Source organism: Ruegeria sp. HKCCD6604 (genome assembly GCF_013110635.1).
GTDB lineage: Bacteria > Pseudomonadota > Alphaproteobacteria > Rhodobacterales > Rhodobacteraceae > Ruegeria.
Map to the genome: position 1 here is coordinate 622,167 of NZ_WVQW01000001.1, position 15,810 is coordinate 637,976.

18 protein-coding genes are annotated in these 15,810 nt (G+C 59.7%); 6 read left to right on the forward strand and 12 right to left on the reverse strand.

The annotated features are described in order from the left end of the window. Window positions 1–118: 118 nt before the first annotated feature. Both prmC and prfA read right to left on the reverse strand, forming a co-directional pair. Complete coding sequence (gene prmC / locus GS614_RS03070; protein WP_171614231.1) at window positions 119–964, reverse strand: peptide chain release factor N(5)-glutamine methyltransferase; 846 nt, start codon at window positions 962–964, stop codon at window positions 119–121. Continuing rightward, entirely contained in the window at window positions 961–2,016 is a 1,056-nt protein-coding gene (gene prfA / locus GS614_RS03075; protein WP_171725923.1) for a peptide chain release factor 1, read from the reverse strand. Before prfA ends, prmC begins: the two co-directional genes overlap by 4 nt. A 62-nt stretch (window positions 2,017–2,078) precedes the next feature. Here prfA and GS614_RS03080 point away from each other — a divergent pair, with 62 nt between their 5' ends. Beyond that, window positions 2,079–2,360, forward strand: coding sequence for a hypothetical protein (locus GS614_RS03080; RefSeq protein WP_152458207.1), 282 nt, complete (start codon window positions 2,079–2,081; stop codon window positions 2,358–2,360). Window positions 2,361–2,375: 15 nt separating this feature from the next. Here the strand turns inward: GS614_RS03080 and GS614_RS03085 are convergent, their stop codons facing one another. From GS614_RS03085 to GS614_RS03100, 4 genes are all read right to left on the reverse strand, one after another. Next, complete coding sequence (locus GS614_RS03085; protein WP_171725486.1) at window positions 2,376–2,777, reverse strand: DUF1499 domain-containing protein; 402 nt, start codon at window positions 2,775–2,777, stop codon at window positions 2,376–2,378. A gap of 66 nt (window positions 2,778–2,843) precedes the next feature. Next, on the reverse strand, window positions 2,844–3,791 hold the full coding sequence (gene speB / locus GS614_RS03090; protein WP_171725487.1) for an agmatinase: 948 nt from the start codon (window positions 3,789–3,791) through the stop codon (window positions 2,844–2,846). 87 nt (window positions 3,792–3,878) lie between these two features. Next, window positions 3,879–4,847 (reverse strand): agmatinase, encoded by a 969-nt coding sequence (gene speB / locus GS614_RS03095; RefSeq protein WP_171328141.1) that lies wholly within the window; start codon window positions 4,845–4,847, stop codon window positions 3,879–3,881. A gap of 12 nt (window positions 4,848–4,859) precedes the next feature. Further along, the gene (locus tag GS614_RS03100) at window positions 4,860–6,023 is read right to left on the reverse strand and encodes a M20 aminoacylase family protein (protein ID WP_171725488.1); all 1,164 of its coding nucleotides are present in this window, start codon (window positions 6,021–6,023) and stop codon (window positions 4,860–4,862) included. A gap of 66 nt (window positions 6,024–6,089) precedes the next feature. Here GS614_RS03100 and mazG point away from each other — a divergent pair, with 66 nt between their 5' ends. From mazG to GS614_RS03115, 3 genes are read left to right on the forward strand one after another with little or no spacing between them, the layout of a single operon-like run. Beyond that, window positions 6,090–6,956 (forward strand): nucleoside triphosphate pyrophosphohydrolase, encoded by an 867-nt coding sequence (mazG, locus tag GS614_RS03105; protein ID WP_171362726.1) that lies wholly within the window; start codon window positions 6,090–6,092, stop codon window positions 6,954–6,956. Between the two features lie 54 nt (window positions 6,957–7,010). Beyond that, on the forward strand, window positions 7,011–7,952 hold the full coding sequence (locus GS614_RS03110; RefSeq protein ID WP_171725489.1) for a nucleoside hydrolase: 942 nt from the start codon (window positions 7,011–7,013) through the stop codon (window positions 7,950–7,952). Then, window positions 7,949–8,398, forward strand: coding sequence for an N-acetyltransferase (locus tag GS614_RS03115; protein WP_171204894.1), 450 nt, complete (start codon window positions 7,949–7,951; stop codon window positions 8,396–8,398). Before GS614_RS03110 ends, GS614_RS03115 begins: the two co-directional genes overlap by 4 nt. On the opposite strand, the gene GS614_RS03120 is transcribed toward GS614_RS03115, so the two are convergent. The 5 genes from GS614_RS03120 to GS614_RS03140 all read right to left on the reverse strand — a co-directional run bounded on the left by GS614_RS03120 (window position 8,395) and on the right by GS614_RS03140 (window position 12,685). After that, entirely contained in the window at window positions 8,395–8,559 is a 165-nt protein-coding gene (locus tag GS614_RS03120) for a hypothetical protein (protein ID WP_171362724.1), read from the reverse strand. The genes GS614_RS03115 and GS614_RS03120 overlap by 4 nt on opposite strands. Before the next feature lie 501 nt (window positions 8,560–9,060). Continuing rightward, window positions 9,061–10,335: a phosphopyruvate hydratase gene (gene eno, locus GS614_RS03125; RefSeq protein ID WP_171115541.1), complete on the reverse strand. Its 1,275-nt coding sequence runs from the start codon at window positions 10,333–10,335 to the stop codon at window positions 9,061–9,063. Window positions 10,336–10,471: 136 nt separating this feature from the next. Continuing rightward, window positions 10,472–11,350, reverse strand: a complete 879-nt coding sequence (locus GS614_RS03130) for a DMT family transporter (protein ID WP_171167785.1) — start codon at window positions 11,348–11,350, stop codon at window positions 10,472–10,474. A 133-nt stretch (window positions 11,351–11,483) separates the two neighbouring features. After that, window positions 11,484–11,897, reverse strand: a complete 414-nt coding sequence (locus tag GS614_RS03135) for a Fur family transcriptional regulator (RefSeq protein WP_152458216.1) — start codon at window positions 11,895–11,897, stop codon at window positions 11,484–11,486. A 65-nt stretch (window positions 11,898–11,962) separates the two neighbouring features. Continuing rightward, a complete protein-coding gene (locus tag GS614_RS03140; protein WP_171725490.1) occupies window positions 11,963–12,685 on the reverse strand; it encodes an endonuclease/exonuclease/phosphatase family protein in 723 nt (240 codons plus the stop codon). A gap of 166 nt (window positions 12,686–12,851) precedes the next feature. On the opposite strand from GS614_RS03140, the gene GS614_RS03145 reads away from it, so the two are divergent. Next, the gene (locus tag GS614_RS03145; RefSeq protein WP_171725491.1) at window positions 12,852–13,811 is read left to right on the forward strand and encodes a DMT family transporter; all 960 of its coding nucleotides are present in this window, start codon (window positions 12,852–12,854) and stop codon (window positions 13,809–13,811) included. Between the two features lie 14 nt (window positions 13,812–13,825). On the opposite strand, the gene GS614_RS03150 is transcribed toward GS614_RS03145, so the two are convergent. Beyond that, entirely contained in the window at window positions 13,826–15,244 is a 1,419-nt protein-coding gene (locus GS614_RS03150) for a YdiU family protein (protein ID WP_171725924.1), read from the reverse strand. 85 nt (window positions 15,245–15,329) lie between these two features. On the opposite strand from GS614_RS03150, the gene GS614_RS03155 reads away from it, so the two are divergent. After that, window positions 15,330–15,749, forward strand: coding sequence for a cupin domain-containing protein (locus tag GS614_RS03155; protein ID WP_152458219.1), 420 nt, complete (start codon window positions 15,330–15,332; stop codon window positions 15,747–15,749). Window positions 15,750–15,810 lie beyond the last annotated feature (61 nt).

Genomic DNA, 15,810 nt, shown 5'->3' on the forward strand with positions numbered 1-15,810 from the left:
CGTCAACCTCGCCGACTAATCCTGAGTAAACATGTCCTGACCGTGCAGACAAGAGGAATCTCGAATTTTCACACGCTTTTTTACTCGGGGCAGCATTTTTTGGCCTCAGACAACAGTTTCAACCCGGCATCTTCGCGCCGACAACCCGGTCACGCCCGTCCAGATCGGGGATCACGCGAATATCCGCCAAACCCGCCGCATCAAACAAGGCAGACACCAGATTTGCCTGTGTCGGGCCAATTTCCACAAGTATTCGCCCGCCTGGCAGCAGGTAATCCGGGGCCGAGGCCGCAATCTGCCGATACGCGCCCAGCCCGTCCCCTTCATCGGTCAGCGCCATGCGCGGCTCGTGCTCCCGCACTTCGGGCGAAAGATCCTCCATTTCGGTTACGGAAATATACGGTGGGTTGGAAACAATCAGGTCAAACCGGCCTTCAATGTCTTCAAACCAGTTTGACTGCGCAATCTCGGCTCGTCCTTGCACCTTGTGGAGCACGGCATTGGCGCTGGCCTGAAGACAGGCGGCTTCACTCAGGTCGACCCCAAGACCCGAAGCGCTGGTTCGTTCCGCAAGCAATGTGACCAGAATACAGCCCGACCCGACGCCGAGGTCCAAAACATGGTCGAAAGGTTCGCTCAGCGCGGCCTCGATCAGGGTTTCAGTCTCGGGGCGTGGATCCAGAACATCGGAGCTGACACGAAACCTGCGCCCATAGAACTCGCGTTCGCCCAGAAGATGAGACACCGGCACCCGAATGGCACGCAAAGAAACCAACTGGTCATAGCGTTCAGCGATCTCGGGCTGCAACTCTTCCGGGGCAATCAGCGTCACTCGGCTGGCTTCTATCCGTGCGGCATGGGCCAACAACAGGCGCGCATCGCGCGCCGGGTCATCCACGCCCGCGGCCCTCAAACGCGCGGTTGCGGCCACCATGGCCTGCGCTGCTGTTTGCGGCCCCATCATTGCGCCATCTCGGCCAGCAACCGGGCCTGATCATCCGCCGTCAGAGCGTCAATCACTTCGTCCAGATCCCCCTGCATCACCTGATCCAGTTTATAGAGCGTCAGGTTGATCCGGTGATCCGTCATCCGCCCCTGTGGGAAATTATAGGTGCGAATGCGTTCCGAACGATCCCCTGACCCCACCTGGCTGGCCCGGTCGGCGGAACGCTCTCTGTCGATCCGCTGCCGCTCGAGGTCATAAAGCCGCGTTTTCAGCACCTGCATGGCGATCTCGCGGTTGCGATGCTGGGACTTCTCGGAGCTTGTTACCACCAAGCCCGTCGGAATATGGGTGATCCGCACCGCCGAGTCGGTGGTGTTCACGTGCTGCCCGCCTGCGCCGGAACTGCGCATCGTGTCGATACGGATGTCATTTGCGTCTATCTGGATGTCGACATCCTCGGCCTCGGGCAAAACCGCCACGGTCGCCGCCGAGGTGTGGATGCGCCCGCCGCTTTCGGTTTCGGGCACGCGCTGCACGCGGTGCACGCCGGATTCGTATTTCAGCCGGGCAAAGACGTTGTCGCCCTTGATATGGGCCACCACCTCTTTGATCCCGCCCAGATCAGAAGCCTGTTCTTCGATGATCTCGAACTGCCACCCGTGGGCCGCGGCATAGCGTTGATACATACGTAACAGATCGCCCGCGAACAAAGCGGCCTCGTCCCCGCCGGTACCGGGGCGAATTTCCAGCATCGCCGGCCGCGCATCCGCCGCATCCTTGGGCAACAGCGCCAGTTGCAGCGCGTGTTCCGCCTCGGGGATGCGCGATTGCAGGTCCGGAATTTCCTCTTCGGCCAACTCCTTCATATCCGGGTCGGCCAGCATCGCCTCGGCCTCAGTCAGATCTGCCACCAGCTGGCGCCAGGCCATGATCTGATCGACCACGGGTTTGAGGTCGGAATATTCCTTGGCCAACGCCGCAATATCGCCGCCCGATGCGCCATCCGCCATGGCTGCTTCGAGGTATTGGAAACGCTGGGTGATCTGTTCAAGACGTTCTTCGGGGATCATCCCGGCGGTGTCTATCATCCGGGGGCTTTGGTCAAGGGCCACGTCGTGCTAAGCTTGCTGTCATGAAACGGATTTTGCTTGCCCTTTTGCTGACGTCCACGCCGGTTTTCGCCGATTACATCGGCCCCGACGGCAAGACCCGCGATTGCTATTGCACCGATACGTCCGGGTCCCGCATCGAACTGGGTGAGATGATCTGCCTACAAGTCGACGGCCGCATGTTCACGGCACAATGCCAGATGTCCCTGAACGTGCCCATGTGGCGCGAGGTGCAGGAGGGATGTTTATCATCCGGGTTGCAAAGCGATCCAGTTGATCACTTTGAACAGGATGAGGCGTCCTGAGCGCCGGTAGAGCAGTTACATCTGCTCCAACCACCCATCAACCCGTGCCTTGTTCACCCCGAAATCCCTGCGCCCGAACCGCAAACGGCCATGGATGCGCAGCGTGTCGCCGTCCTGCTGAACAGTGGTATAGTCGGGAAAACCGATCCATTTCGTGCGGGTGACATAGGTGATCATGCCCTCATCGACCGAACCTGCCAAAACCGAGGTGCGCGGCGTGGCGCGGGCGATCCGATCGAGCTTTTGCAAACCTTCCGGGCCGGTTGCAACAACGCGCAGAACGCCACCCGGCAAGTCCTGATCAACCTCTGCAATCGGTGCAATATGCCATTGGGCCGGCGCAGATGGGGCCAGCCGGATGTAAGCGCCCAGCCCAAGCACCAGCGCGATCACCGCCCAAAGAACCATTCTTTTCATCCCGCTTTACCCTCTTGCAGAAACCCTATGCGGATCATGCGCCGGGGCAAGCCGTTCCGGGCCGGTTTACCGTGACGTCACCCCCGGCAGGATGCACAGCATCTCGTAGATCAGGTTGGCTGCCGTCAGGGCCGTGTTGCCGGACGGGTCATACGGAGGTGAAACCTCGACCAGATCACACCCCACTACATTCACACCCTGCAACGCGTGGATCAGTTGCAGCGCCTGCGGCGTAGTCAGCCCGGCAATCTCTGGCGTACCCGTGCCCGGTGCAAAGGCCGGGTCCAGGCTGTCGATGTCATAGGTGACATAGACCGGATGATCCCCGATGATCTTGCGGATCTGAGAACCGATCTGCGTCAGGTTCTGCTGCCACAACTCCCAGGCCGGGAACTGGCGGAAGCCCCAATCCTTGGCTTCGGTGAAATCCGAAGCCGCGTAGCCCGATCCGCGAATGCCGATCTGAAAGGTCTTGTCGGGGACAATCAGCCCCTCTTCATAGGCGCGGCGGAAGACGGTTCCGTGGGTCTCTTTCTCGCCGAACATCTCGTCATTCACATCCGCATGGGCATCCACATGCACCAGAGCCACCGGCCCATGCTTTGCCGCAATGGCCCGCAGGATCGGCAGGGTGATCGAATGATCGCCCCCCATCGCCACCGGGGTCACGTTCTTTGCCAGGATCGCATCATAGCTTTCCTTGATGATCCTCAGGCTGTCCGCAAGCGAAAAGGTGTTGATCGCCAGATCCCCGATGTCGGAGATTTGCAAGCTGTCGAACGGAGCCGCCGAGGTGGCCATGTTGTAGGGCCTTATCATCGCGCTTTCGCTGCGGATCTGTTTGGGTCCGAACCGGGTGCCCGATCGCCACGAGGTGCCGATATCCATCGGAATCCCCAGAACCGCCACATCCAGCCCCGCCAACGAGGCAGCCTGGGGCAGGCGCATAAACGTATTCGGCCCCGAAAACCGCGCCAGATCATTGCCGCTGACCGGTTGATTGAATTCAGTCATGCGCGTTGTATCCCCATCCCTTCAACTTTCTTTACCCAGCACATACCGGAAGTATGGCTAACCAATGGTTAATACGCATCCAAACGGTTATGTTCTTGCCAGCTTGTTCCACCCCAACAGGCAGACGATCTGCGTCGCCACGTGCGCCCCCGCAATCGCCGTGGCACCGGATGTATCGAACGGCGGAGACACCTCGACCACGTCGCCGCCCTTGATGTTGATCCCGGCGATGTCGCGCAGGATGATCTGCGCCTGAATGGAACTCAAACCACCCCAGACCGGGGTCCCCGTACCCGGTGCAAAGGCCGGGTCCAGACCGTCGATGTCAAAGCTCAGATAGACCGGGCTGTCGCCCAGAATGCCCTTGATCTTCTGTGCCACGGCAGCGGGGCCGGATTCGTAGACCTCGCGCGCGTCGATGATGTTGACGCCCAGCGTGTCCTCGTTGGTGGTGCGGATCCCCACCTGGACGGAGCGTTTCGGATCCACGATCCCCGACTTCACCGCCTTGTAGAACATGGTGCCGTGGTCCACCCGGCTCATGTCGTCGTCGGCCCAGGTGTCGGTATGGGCATCGAACTGCAACAGCGACATCGGCCCGTATTTCTCGGCATAGGCCTTGAGGATCGGAAAGCTGATATAGTGATCGCCCCCCAGCGTAACCGAGGCCACATCCGCCGCCAGAATGGTGCGGATATGGTCGGTCAGCGTGTCTGGAAAGGCGGGGATATTGGCATAGTCATAGGCCATGTCGCCGTAGTCGATGATCGCCAGCTCGCTCAGCGCATCGAAGGGCCAGCCATAAGGCGCATCGGGAGATTGCAGCGCACTGGCCTCGCGGATCGCACGCGGGCCAAGACGGGTGCCCGGGCGGTTGGTCACCGCCTGATCAAACGGCACGCCGGTCACGGCGATGTCGGCACCGGTCAGGTCCTTGGTGTACAGCCGGCGCAGAAACGAGGTCGCCCCGCCAAAGGTGTTTTCGTAGGACAGTCCTTTGAGGTCCGGATTGGTGAATGCCTCATCCACCTGGTTTTTCGCGTCTTCCAGTGCCATTTCGCTCCCCCATCAGCCCAACGGCTGCGCCTTTTCCACGATCCGAGCGAAGAACGATGCCCCCACCGGCGCGATATCGTCATTGAAGTTGTATTTCGGATGATGCAGCCCGGCACCCTCACCCTGACCCAGGAACAGATAGGCCCCCGGCCGCGACTGCAACATGTATGAAAAATCCTCGGCCCCCATGTCGCGGCCCATAGTGTCGACCACCCGCTCAGGCCCTGACACTTCGCGCGCGACGGCCGCGGCAAAGGCAGCCTTTTCAGCATCGTTGATCGTCGCCGGATATCCCACCTGATATTCCAGCCGTGCCTCGACACCGTAAGACGCGGCCTGCCCCTGCACGATCTGCTCCATCCGCTCCATCACCATCTTCTGTACAGAAGGATCAAAGGTCCGCACGGTTCCGTTCAAATAGGCAGTATCAGGGATCACGTTGTTCACCGTTCCGGCGTGGATCTGGGTGACCGAAACAACCAGGTCTTCCACCGCATAGTGGTTGCGGCTTACAATGGTCTGGATTGCCTGCGCAATGCCGCAGGCCGCCATGACCGGGTCGCGGGTCTGATGCGGCATGGCGCCATGGCCGCCGACCCCTTGAATATGAATCTCGAACGTATCCACCGCCGCCATGATCGGTCCCGGCGTGGTATGGAACGTACCTTCCGGGTTTCCCGGATCATTGTGTATTCCATAGACCTCAGAGATATCGAACCGCTCCATGATGCCTTCTTCGACCATCACGCCCGCGCCGCCGCCTTCTTCCTCGGCCGGTTGAAAGATCAGGGCCACGCGGCCGCGGAAATTTCGCGTCTCGGCCAGATACCGTGCCGCGCCCAGCAACATTGTGGTGTGCCCGTCATGCCCGCAGGCATGCATCCTTCCGGGATTCTTCGATGCATATTCGACGCCTGTTTCTTCGGTAATCGGCAATGCATCCATATCGGCACGCAGGCCAATGGTCGGGCCGTCGCCCTGCCCGTTGATGATCGCGACCATCCCGGTCTTTGCGATCCCTTCATGCAATTCATCAACCCCGAATTCACGCAGACGCTCGGCCACAAACGCGCCAGTCTCAAAGCACTCGAACTCCAACTCGGGTATCGTATGCAGATATTGGCGCCATCTGGTCATATCGGCAGAGAAATCGGCAATTCGGTTGACGACGGGCATCTGGGGTGGACTCCTGATCGGGACTGCGGGATGGATGCATCTGACACCGGAATGAAAGGGTTCGCAATGGCCGATAATCCTCTGATCCATGACAGTAACGCAGGGATCGAACGCCTGCTGGAAATCATGCGCCGCCTGCGTGATCCGCAAACCGGCTGCCCGTGGGATATCGAACAGGATTTCGCCACCATCGCGCCCTATACGATCGAAGAGGCCTATGAGGTCGCCGACGCGATCGCGCGCGAGGCTTGGGACGAGTTGAAGGGAGAGCTGGGCGATCTGCTGTTCCAATCCGTCTTCCACGCTCAAATGGCGGAAGAGGCGGGATATTTCACCTTTCAGGACGTGGTTCGCACCATGTCCGACAAGATGGTGGCCCGGCATCCGCACGTCTTCGGTGACGAATCCCGCGACAAATCCGCCGAACAGCAGACCCAGGACTGGGAAGCCATCAAGGCCGCCGAACGTGCGGGCAAGGAACAGAAAGGCGCGCTGGACGGTGTCGCCGCCAACCTGCCAGCCCTGCTGCGGGCGCATAAACTGCAAAAACGGGCCGCGCGCGTAGGGTTCGACTGGCCCGACGCCGGCCACGTGCTGGCCAAGATCACCGAAGAAGCCGCCGAACTGGAAGAGGCGCGTGACAAGATGGACGCGGATGCGCTTGAGGATGAATTCGGCGATCTGCTGTTCGTGATGGTCAATCTGGGCCGTCATCTGGGGATCGAACCCGAAGCTGCGCTGCGCCGCACCAATGCCAAGTTCACCCGTCGCTTTGAACAGGTCGAAGCCCGGCTGGCCGAACGGGGAAAGACCCCCTCGCAAAGCGACCTGACCGAGATGGATGCGCTCTGGGACGAGGTCAAAACCGAAGAGCATCGCGCCAACGGCAAACTCCCGCCGGTTGATGTCATGGCCGCACCCAGAAACGGGTAGACAAGGCACCCGACACTTGCGAGTGTCCCACCTTCACGACCACCGGAGACGCCCATGCCCCCTCGCAAGATCATCATCGACACCGATCCCGGACAGGACGATGCCGTCGCCATCCTGCTGGCACTGGCCAGCCCGGAGGACATCGAGGTTCTTGGCATCACGGCGGTCGCAGGCAACGTGCCCCTGGAGTTGACCGCCAAGAACGCTCGGATCGTGTGCGAACTGGCGGGCCGGACCGACATACCTGTCTATGCGGGCTGCGACAGACCGTTGAACCGCCCGCTGGTCACGGCAGAGCATGTGCACGGCAAGACAGGTCTGGATGGCCCGGACCTGCCCGATCCGCAGATGCCTTTGGCCGAGGGCCACGCGGTGGATTTCATCATCGACACCCTGCGCGCTGAAGAACCGGTTACGGTAACCCTTTGCCCGCTGGGGCCTCTGACAAATATCGCGACCGCATTCAACAAAGCCCCTGATATTGTTGATCGGGTGCAGGAAATCGTTCTGATGGGCGGGGCGTATTTCGAGGTTGGGAACATCACTCCAACAGCAGAGTTCAACATTCATGTCGACCCGGAAGCTGCTGATATCGTTTTCAAATCCGGAAGGCCGATTGTGGTCATGCCGTTGGATGTCACGCATAAGGCGCTGGTCACCAAACCCCGCAATGATGCTTTCCGTGCTCTGGGAAACAAAGTCGGACTCGCTGTGGCCGAGATGACCGATTTCTTTGAGAGGTTCGACAAGGAAAAATACGGCAGCGCGGGTGCGCCTTTGCACGACCCCTGCGTGACCGCCTATCTGATCCGGCCCGAGCTGTTTTCAGGCCGTCATGTGAATGTCGAAATTGAAACCCAGTCCGAACTGACCATGGGCATGACCGTCGCAGATTGGTGGGGCGTAACCGACCGCGCGCCCAATGCGCTGTTCATTGGGGAAATCGACGCCGACGGCTTCTTCAATCTTTTGACGGAAAGGCTGGCCAGATTATGAGCGCCGCCCTGCGCCTTGCGCGCCCCGAAGACCTGGACCGCCTGATGGCGCTGGTCACCGCCTTCCATACCGAAGCCGGATTGACGCAAGACCCGGACCAGACCCGAAATGCTCTGACACCCCTGCTCGAGGGTATTCCCCATGGCTGTGTCTATCTGATCGGACCCGGACGCGCGCCGTTGGGCTACATCATCCTGACCTTCGGCTGGTCCATCGAATTCGGCGGCATGGACGGTTTCGTCGACGAAATCTATATCCGACCCGCTGTTCGCGGGCGCGGCATTGCAACCGAGGTTCTGCTGGCACTTCCCAAAGCTTTGTCCGAAGCGGGGCTGACTGCCCTTCATCTGGAAGTCGACCGAAACAACGAGGCCGCTCAGAAAATCTATCTGCGCACCGGGTTCAAACCACGCGACAGATATATGCTGATGAGCAAGTTGCTTTAACGAGACTCGCCACGGAAGATATTGGCCGGGTTCATGTCCTGTACCGGGTCACTCGCCGAGACCTGGTCTCCGGTTATTGGGTAGGTTCCCGGACCCGCGCAGGCGGAAAGAACTGTGACGGAAGCTGCTGCGATTACCAGAAGGAATTTGGATACAGACATCGTGGTCTCCTTTCTGCAATGCATCCAGATTAGATCACGTGCCTGTGATTTACTTAGTAACAAGTTCACACATAATGTGATTTTTGCATTCTTTTTTGATACAAAAGGGCCATTGCAATACGCCTGCGAAACAAAAACCATTGAAATGATTGCGTAATCCGGATCACACCTCTTTCGCGAAAAGATCCAAGATTTCTTGAAAACTTTCAACTTCAACTGCAAGCAGGCCCGGCAATCTTAAACCCAAAGAAGGATCGAACCAGAGAGGTTCAATCAAGGGTGGATATCAGCTGAAGTCGTGTTTCCCGCCGCAACTTTCACCGGGATCGTCCGGAAGATGCTGGTTCAAGGCCCATGAAACGCTTGAATCCAAGAGGTCCGAAGCGTCAACAACACCAATTGATCAATCACAGAGGTTTCGGCGCGGGCGGCGGAACGACCGCTTGGCGGATCAGAGACCGGACCTTTGAAAAATGGGGGCCGTTGGCCCCCATTCCATGCTTATTTCAGGATCGACGCGCCGGCGTATTCGGCCACTTCCCCCAGCGACTCCTCGATGCGGATCAGCTGGTTGTATTTCGCCAACCGGTCCGATCGTGCAAGCGAGCCGGTTTTGATCTGACCACAATTGGTGGCGACCGCCAGATCGGCAATGGTCGCGTCCTCGGTCTCGCCCGAACGGTGCGACATCACGTTGGTGTAGCGCGCGCGGTGCGCCATATCGACGGCACGCAGGGTTTCCGTCAGCGAGCCGATCTGGTTCACCTTGACCAGCATCGAGTTCGCACAGCCACGTTCGATCCCTTCGGCCAGACGTTCCGGGTTGGTCACGAACAGGTCATCACCAACCAGTTGCACCTTGTCGCCGATGGCATCGGTCAGGGCCTTCCAGCCATCCCAGTCATCTTCGGACATGCCGTCTTCGATCGAGATGATCGGATAGTCATTGACCAGCGCGGCCAAATAAGCCGCGTTTTCCTCGGATGTCAGGGTCGTGCCCTCACCCGACAGAACATATTTTCCGTCTTTGTAATACTCGGTCGCCGCGCAATCGAGCGCCAGATGGATTTCCTCACCCGGCTTGTAGCCCGCCTTTTCGATGGATTTCAGAATGAAATCCAATGCTTCACGGGTCGAGGCAATGTTGGGGGCAAAACCGCCCTCGTCGCCCACACCGGTCGCCAGACCTGCGCCTGACAGTTCCTTTTTCAGCGTGTGAAACACCTCGGACCCCATGCGCACCGCTTCGCGAATGTTCGCGGCGGCGGTCGGCATGATCATGAATTCCTGAATGTCGATCGGGTTGTCGGCATGCTCGCCGCCGTTGATGATGTTCATCATTGGAACCGGCAGAACCCGCGCCGAGGTGCCGCCCACATAACGATAAAGCGGCTGGGTGGTGAAATCCGCCGCTGCCTTCGCCGTGGCCAGCGAGACACCCAGAATCGCGTTTGCGCCCAGACGGCCTTTGTTCTCGGTGCCGTCCAGCTCGATCATGGCCTGGTCAATGGCCACCTGCTCGGTCGCGTCAAAGCCCACCAGTTCTTCGGCAATCTCGCCGTTCACGGCGGCAACGGCTTCCAGAACGCCTTTGCCCATATAGCGCGCCTTGTCGCCATCGCGCTTTTCTACCGCCTCATAGGCACCGGTTGACGCGCCCGAGGGCACGGCCGCGCGGCCCATGGTGCCGTCTTCCAGAATCACGTCAACTTCGACCGTCGGGTTGCCCCGGCTGTCCAGAATTTCGCGTGCGTGGATGTCGATGATGGTGCTCATGAAGCCTGTTCCTGTGACTGCGGTCGGTTGCACGCGTCATAGCAGCAACCGGCCAAAAGTAAACCGGTTCCGTTAACGCTAACACGCATATTGCGGGACATTTAGGGCTAACAGTCCGCTGTTTGCGCCAACAGGGTCAGGCAGGGGCCAATTCGCGCGCCAGACGCCGTTCGCGGACAAAGGTATAAAGGCCCGAACCGATGATCAGGGTCGCCCCCGCCAGTGTCAGCACATCAGGACGTTCACCGAACACCAGCATTCCAGCGAGGATCGAAAACACCAGACGCGTGTACCGGAACGGCATCAGGGCCGAGGCTTCGCCCACTCTCATCGCAGTGACAATGCCGTAATACCCCAGAACGCCAAATCCGATCGCCCCCGCATAAGGGCCCGTTTGACCGGCTTGAACCGGCACGAAGGATGCCCCGGACATGACCATCAGAACCAGGCCGGCCAAAGCCACCGCAATATAGGCCTGCATCGCAACAACGGATGAAGCCACGCGTGGGTCCAGCTTGCGGGTAATCAGATCGCGCGCCGCAATGGCGACCACGGACAACACCACAAAAAGAGATTCGGGCCGAAAACCTTCTATCCCCGGGCGGATGATCATCAGAACACCGACAAAGCCGACACCGATCGCGCTCCAGCGACGCCAGCCGACCTGCTCTCCAAGAAACAGGGCCGCCCCCATGGTGACGACCAGCGGCATGGCCTGAAACACGGCCGCAACGGTGGACAGGTCGATCAGAGACAACGCCGTCACGAACGCCACCGCGCCAAAGCCTTCGGTCGCAGCGCGGATCAATGGCAGGGTTTTCCATGCCACGGGGTCAAGGATCCGCTTGCGGGTGACCACTGACATCGTGGCGAACACGAGCCCGCAAAACACGCCCAGAAACACCATGATCTGCCCTGTCGGCACAGAGCCGGACAGGAGCTTGATGAACATGTCCTCAAGTGCAAAGGCCGCCATCGACCCGATGAGCAGCAGGATGCCGTTTACGTTGTTCATTTGCGCGTCCGTTGGAAAGGGCACATCTGGTGCCTGTAGATGCACAACAACCTCAACCAACGGCATCTGGCAAGACAATTCCCGTCACGCCTGATGAATTAAAGTGAGGGCATCAATCGCGTTTCGTGATGGGTCAGTCCTTTTCCAGCGGGACGCCATACAGCTCCAACCGGTGCCCCTTCAGCTTGTACCCAAGCTTCGCGGCGATTCTTTCCTGCAGGGCTTCGATCTCGGGGTCGACGAATTCAATTACCTCTCCTGACTGCATGTCGATCAGGTGGTCGTGATGATCGCGCTCGGCGTCCTCGTACCGGGCCCGTCCGTCGCCGAACTCAAGGCGTTCCAGAATACCAGCCTCTTCGAACAGTTTGACCGTGCGATAGACCGTTGCAATGGAAATGCCTTTGTCCACGGCAGACGCCCGCGCATAGAGTTCCTCGACATCCGGGTGGTCGTCGCTCTGTTCCAGCACCTGCGCGATGACCCTTCTTTGACCGGTCATGCGCAGCCCCTTGGCTTCACAACGCCCAATAATCGTTTCCGACATGATGCCCCTCAGACTTGCTCGGGTGTCTGTCTTAATATGTCTGCGCAGGTTTCGCTACAGGGATTTCACCTTTTGCGACCTTCTGATCTGGCGCGCGTCAGATCGGCCCAGACCGGCAGGTGATCAGATGCGATATGCGCGGGACGTGTGTCGTGAACACCGTGCGCCACGGCCTGTATTCCGCTGCCCAGCGCGATCCGATCCAGCGCGCCCAAAGGCTGCGCGGCGGGAAAACTTGGTCTGGGGGGCAGAAACCGCATTTCGGGGACCAGATGATCCAGAACTGGCTGACGTGACCACTCGTTGAAGTCACCGGCCCAAACAGTCGGCATCTGGTCCATGTCCCAATCGTCCCGCCGAATGTGTAAAATCTGCTGTCGCCGCGACGCTGGCAGCAGTCCCAGATGCATACCCATCACGCGCAATGGCCCGATATGGGTGTCGAACTCGACCCGAACCGCCCCGCGCGGCTCCAGCCCCGGCAACTCGTGATGCCCTTTTCGGCGGACCGAGATCCCCTCTCCGCGCCAGATCACCGCGTTGCCGTGCCAGCCCAGACTTCCCGCGCCGCCCAGATCGACGATCTGCCATCCCGCCTCGTCCAACATGAAATGCGGCAGCGCGGCCGGACGGGGCGGCAGGCGCTTGTCGGCCTCCTGCAACACCACGATATCCGCTTTCATGTTTTCGATGACTTGCAGAATACGTTGGGGTTGACGCCGGAAATCCAACCCGACGCATTTCTGAATGTTGTAGCTTGCGATACGCAGCGTGGACGAAGTTGGCATGAGGGCTTGACCAAATGAATAGACCCTAAAGTGCCATGCCTGACGTGAGGCGCAACCCCTGTGTTTGGTTTCCTGCTGCGACAATTCCGATACGACACCCGCCCCTGACAATCTGCCTGCTACTTCGGCGATTGAATCCTGGCTGACATCAAAGCGAAGGTTCCGCTTGATCCCCGGCCCTGCAACGCTCTATCCCGATGCGGTGACGACAACGCATCGCAGCCAAAGCGGGGCCCGCATGAGCCTGAGCCAGACCCAACCCGACAACAGCACCCGGGCCAGTATGGTTTTGGTGACAGGTGGCGCGCTGTGGGGCCTTTATTGGATTCCGGTGCGTTTTTTCCACGATCAGGGCCTGACCGGCCCGTGGTCAGGGATCGCGATGTACTGCGCGGCCCTGATTGCGTTGATCCCCTTTGTCTGGCCCGACAGACGCATGCTGGCCCGGCAATGGCGCGATCTGATGCTCAGCGGAATGTTCACAGGGGCTGCATTCAGCCTGTATTCGATCAGCCTTGTTTACACCGACGTCGTCCGCTCGATCCTGTTGTTCTATCTCACTCCGATCTGGGGCACGATTCTGGGCGTCGTATTTCTGAAAGAACGCCTGAGCGTGATGCGCCTTATGGGCCTGATCTGCGGGCTTGGCGGGCTGTTTGTCGTGCTCGGAGGCGCCGGATTCGTGCCATGGCCGCAGAACTTGGGCGACTGGTTGGCGCTGGCATCGGGCATATGCTGGGCATTGGGCACACTGGGCCTTTACAAGGCTGGCAGCATGACCATCTCGGGTCAGGTCTTTGCCTTTGTGATTGGCGCGTTGTTGCTGTCGCTTGTCAGCCTGCTGATGCTTGGGGGCCAAACCCTGCCGAACATCACAAGCGAAGAGTCGATCCGCATAGCGGGATACGCGCTGCTGTCGGCCTTTTATGTCCTGCCCATGATCTACATGACCATCTGGCCAGCAACCAAGCTGTCCCCCGCAAAGGTCGGTCTGCTGCTGATGAGCGAGGTTGTCGTTGGCATCGCGTCGGCCGCAGCCCTGTCAGGAGAACCATTTGGCCTGCGGGAATTTCTGGGCGCCACCCTGATCGTCAGCGCTGCGGTGTTGGAAATCCTGAGGAAATAGACGCAGGCCTCGCGTCACGTCCCGCAGAATGTTGCATGAACCACCTCATTTTCGGCTGGAGGACGCCTCAGATCTTCCGCATCCCCTTGATCCTCGTACGGCCGCGCCAACACGGCGTTCAACCGGTCGAAGGGCGCATAGTCGCCCTGCACCGCCGCCTGGATCATCTGTTCGATCCGGTGATTGCGCGGAATGAATGCAGGGTTTGCGGCGGCCATCACCTCCTGTGGCGTCGCTTCGTGCGCCAACCGTGCGCGCCAGTCTTTTTCCCAGGTGTCAAACGCTGCCGGGTCAAGGAACTGATCCCGCGCCGTGCCGCCGCCCAGCGCCCGGAAGGTATTGGTGAAATCCGCCTGCCCCTCGGCCATGCGCTTCAGAAGATCGGTGATCAGTTCCTGATCACCCTCGTCCGCGGTTGCCAGTCCGATCTTTGCCCGGAACCGGGACAACCAGTTCTGTTGCAGCAGGTCCGGCATCGCGTGGACGATCTCGGTCGCCTCTTCCACGGCGGCCTCTTTGTCGTCCATCTGCTGGATCAAGGCCGTTGCCAACTGCGCGAGGTTCCACACCGCGATATCGGGCTGGTTCGAATAGGCATAACGACCCATCCGGTCGATCGAGCTGTAAACGGTGTTGGGGTGGTACGTATCCATGAACGCACATGGGCCATAGTCAATGGTCTCACCCGCGATCGAGCAGTTGTCGGTATTCATCACCCCATGGATGAACCCCACGCTCATCCATCGTGCAATCAAACCGGCCTGCGCATCGCGCACCGAACGCAACAGGCCCATCGGCCCTTTTGCCTTGGGAAAATGCCGCGCAATGGCATAGTCCGTCAGGCGCTTCAGGCTGTCCATCTGCCCACGCGCGGCAAAAACCTGAAATGTCCCCACCCGCAGATGACTGGATGCAACCCGGGTCAGAACAGCTCCGGGCATCGGAGCTTCGCGAAAGACGGTCTCGCCGGTTTCCACCGCTGCCAAGGCACGTGTGGTCGGAATGCCCAGGGCATGCATCGCCTCGGATACCACATATTCCCGCAGCACCGGCCCCAGCCAGGCCCGGCCATCGCCCCGGCGGGAAAACGGCGTAGGGCCCGAACCTTTCAGCTGGATGTCCCGGCGCACCCCGTCCGTTCCGACCGTCTCGCCCAGCAACACCGCACGTCCGTCGCCCAACTGCGGGTTGTACTGACCGAACTGATGCCCGGAATAAAGCTGTGCGATGGGCTCGGCACCTTCGGGAATACTGTTTCCCGCAAAGGCTTCGGCCATGTCCTCGACGTCTCCGGGCGAAATCCGCAGCAATTTGGCCAGATTATCGTTGAACGCAATCATCCTTGGCGCGCGCACGGGAACCGGTGACTGCCGTGCAAAGAACGCATCCGGCAGACGGGCATAGGAGTTATCGAAGGGGATTTTCAGGGTCATGCCGTAAACATATCCCTCGGACGCATGAATACCATAGCGGATCACACCGGCCCGTGCATAATCGCACCCAAACACGAGGAACCACATGACCGCACAAGAGATTATCGAACGCTTGAACCTGCAACGGCATCCCGAAGGTGGTTGGTACGCCGAGACATGGCGCGCCGAAAACGAAGGTCGCCCCACCGGCACCTGCATCTACTTCCTGTTGCAGAAAGGCGAAAGCAGCCACTGGCACCGCGTCGATGCAACCGAGATCTGGCTGTACCATGCCGGTGCACCGCTTGTCCTGTCGCTCAGTTCAACCGACCAAGGCCCCGCCACCGAACATGTGCTGACCCCCGATCTTTCCTCTGGCGCACCACAATTGATCGTCCCACAAGGCCATTGGCAAGCCGCCCGCAGCACGGGTGATTACACGCTGGTCAGTTGTACGGTCTCGCCCGGTTTCCAGTTCGAGGGGTTCGAACTGGCCGCAACGGGCTTCGATATCCCCAAGGCGTGAGTGTTCACATAACAATCTCTGAAAAGGTGAGTTTACAGACGGTTGCCCATTGATCATGCTG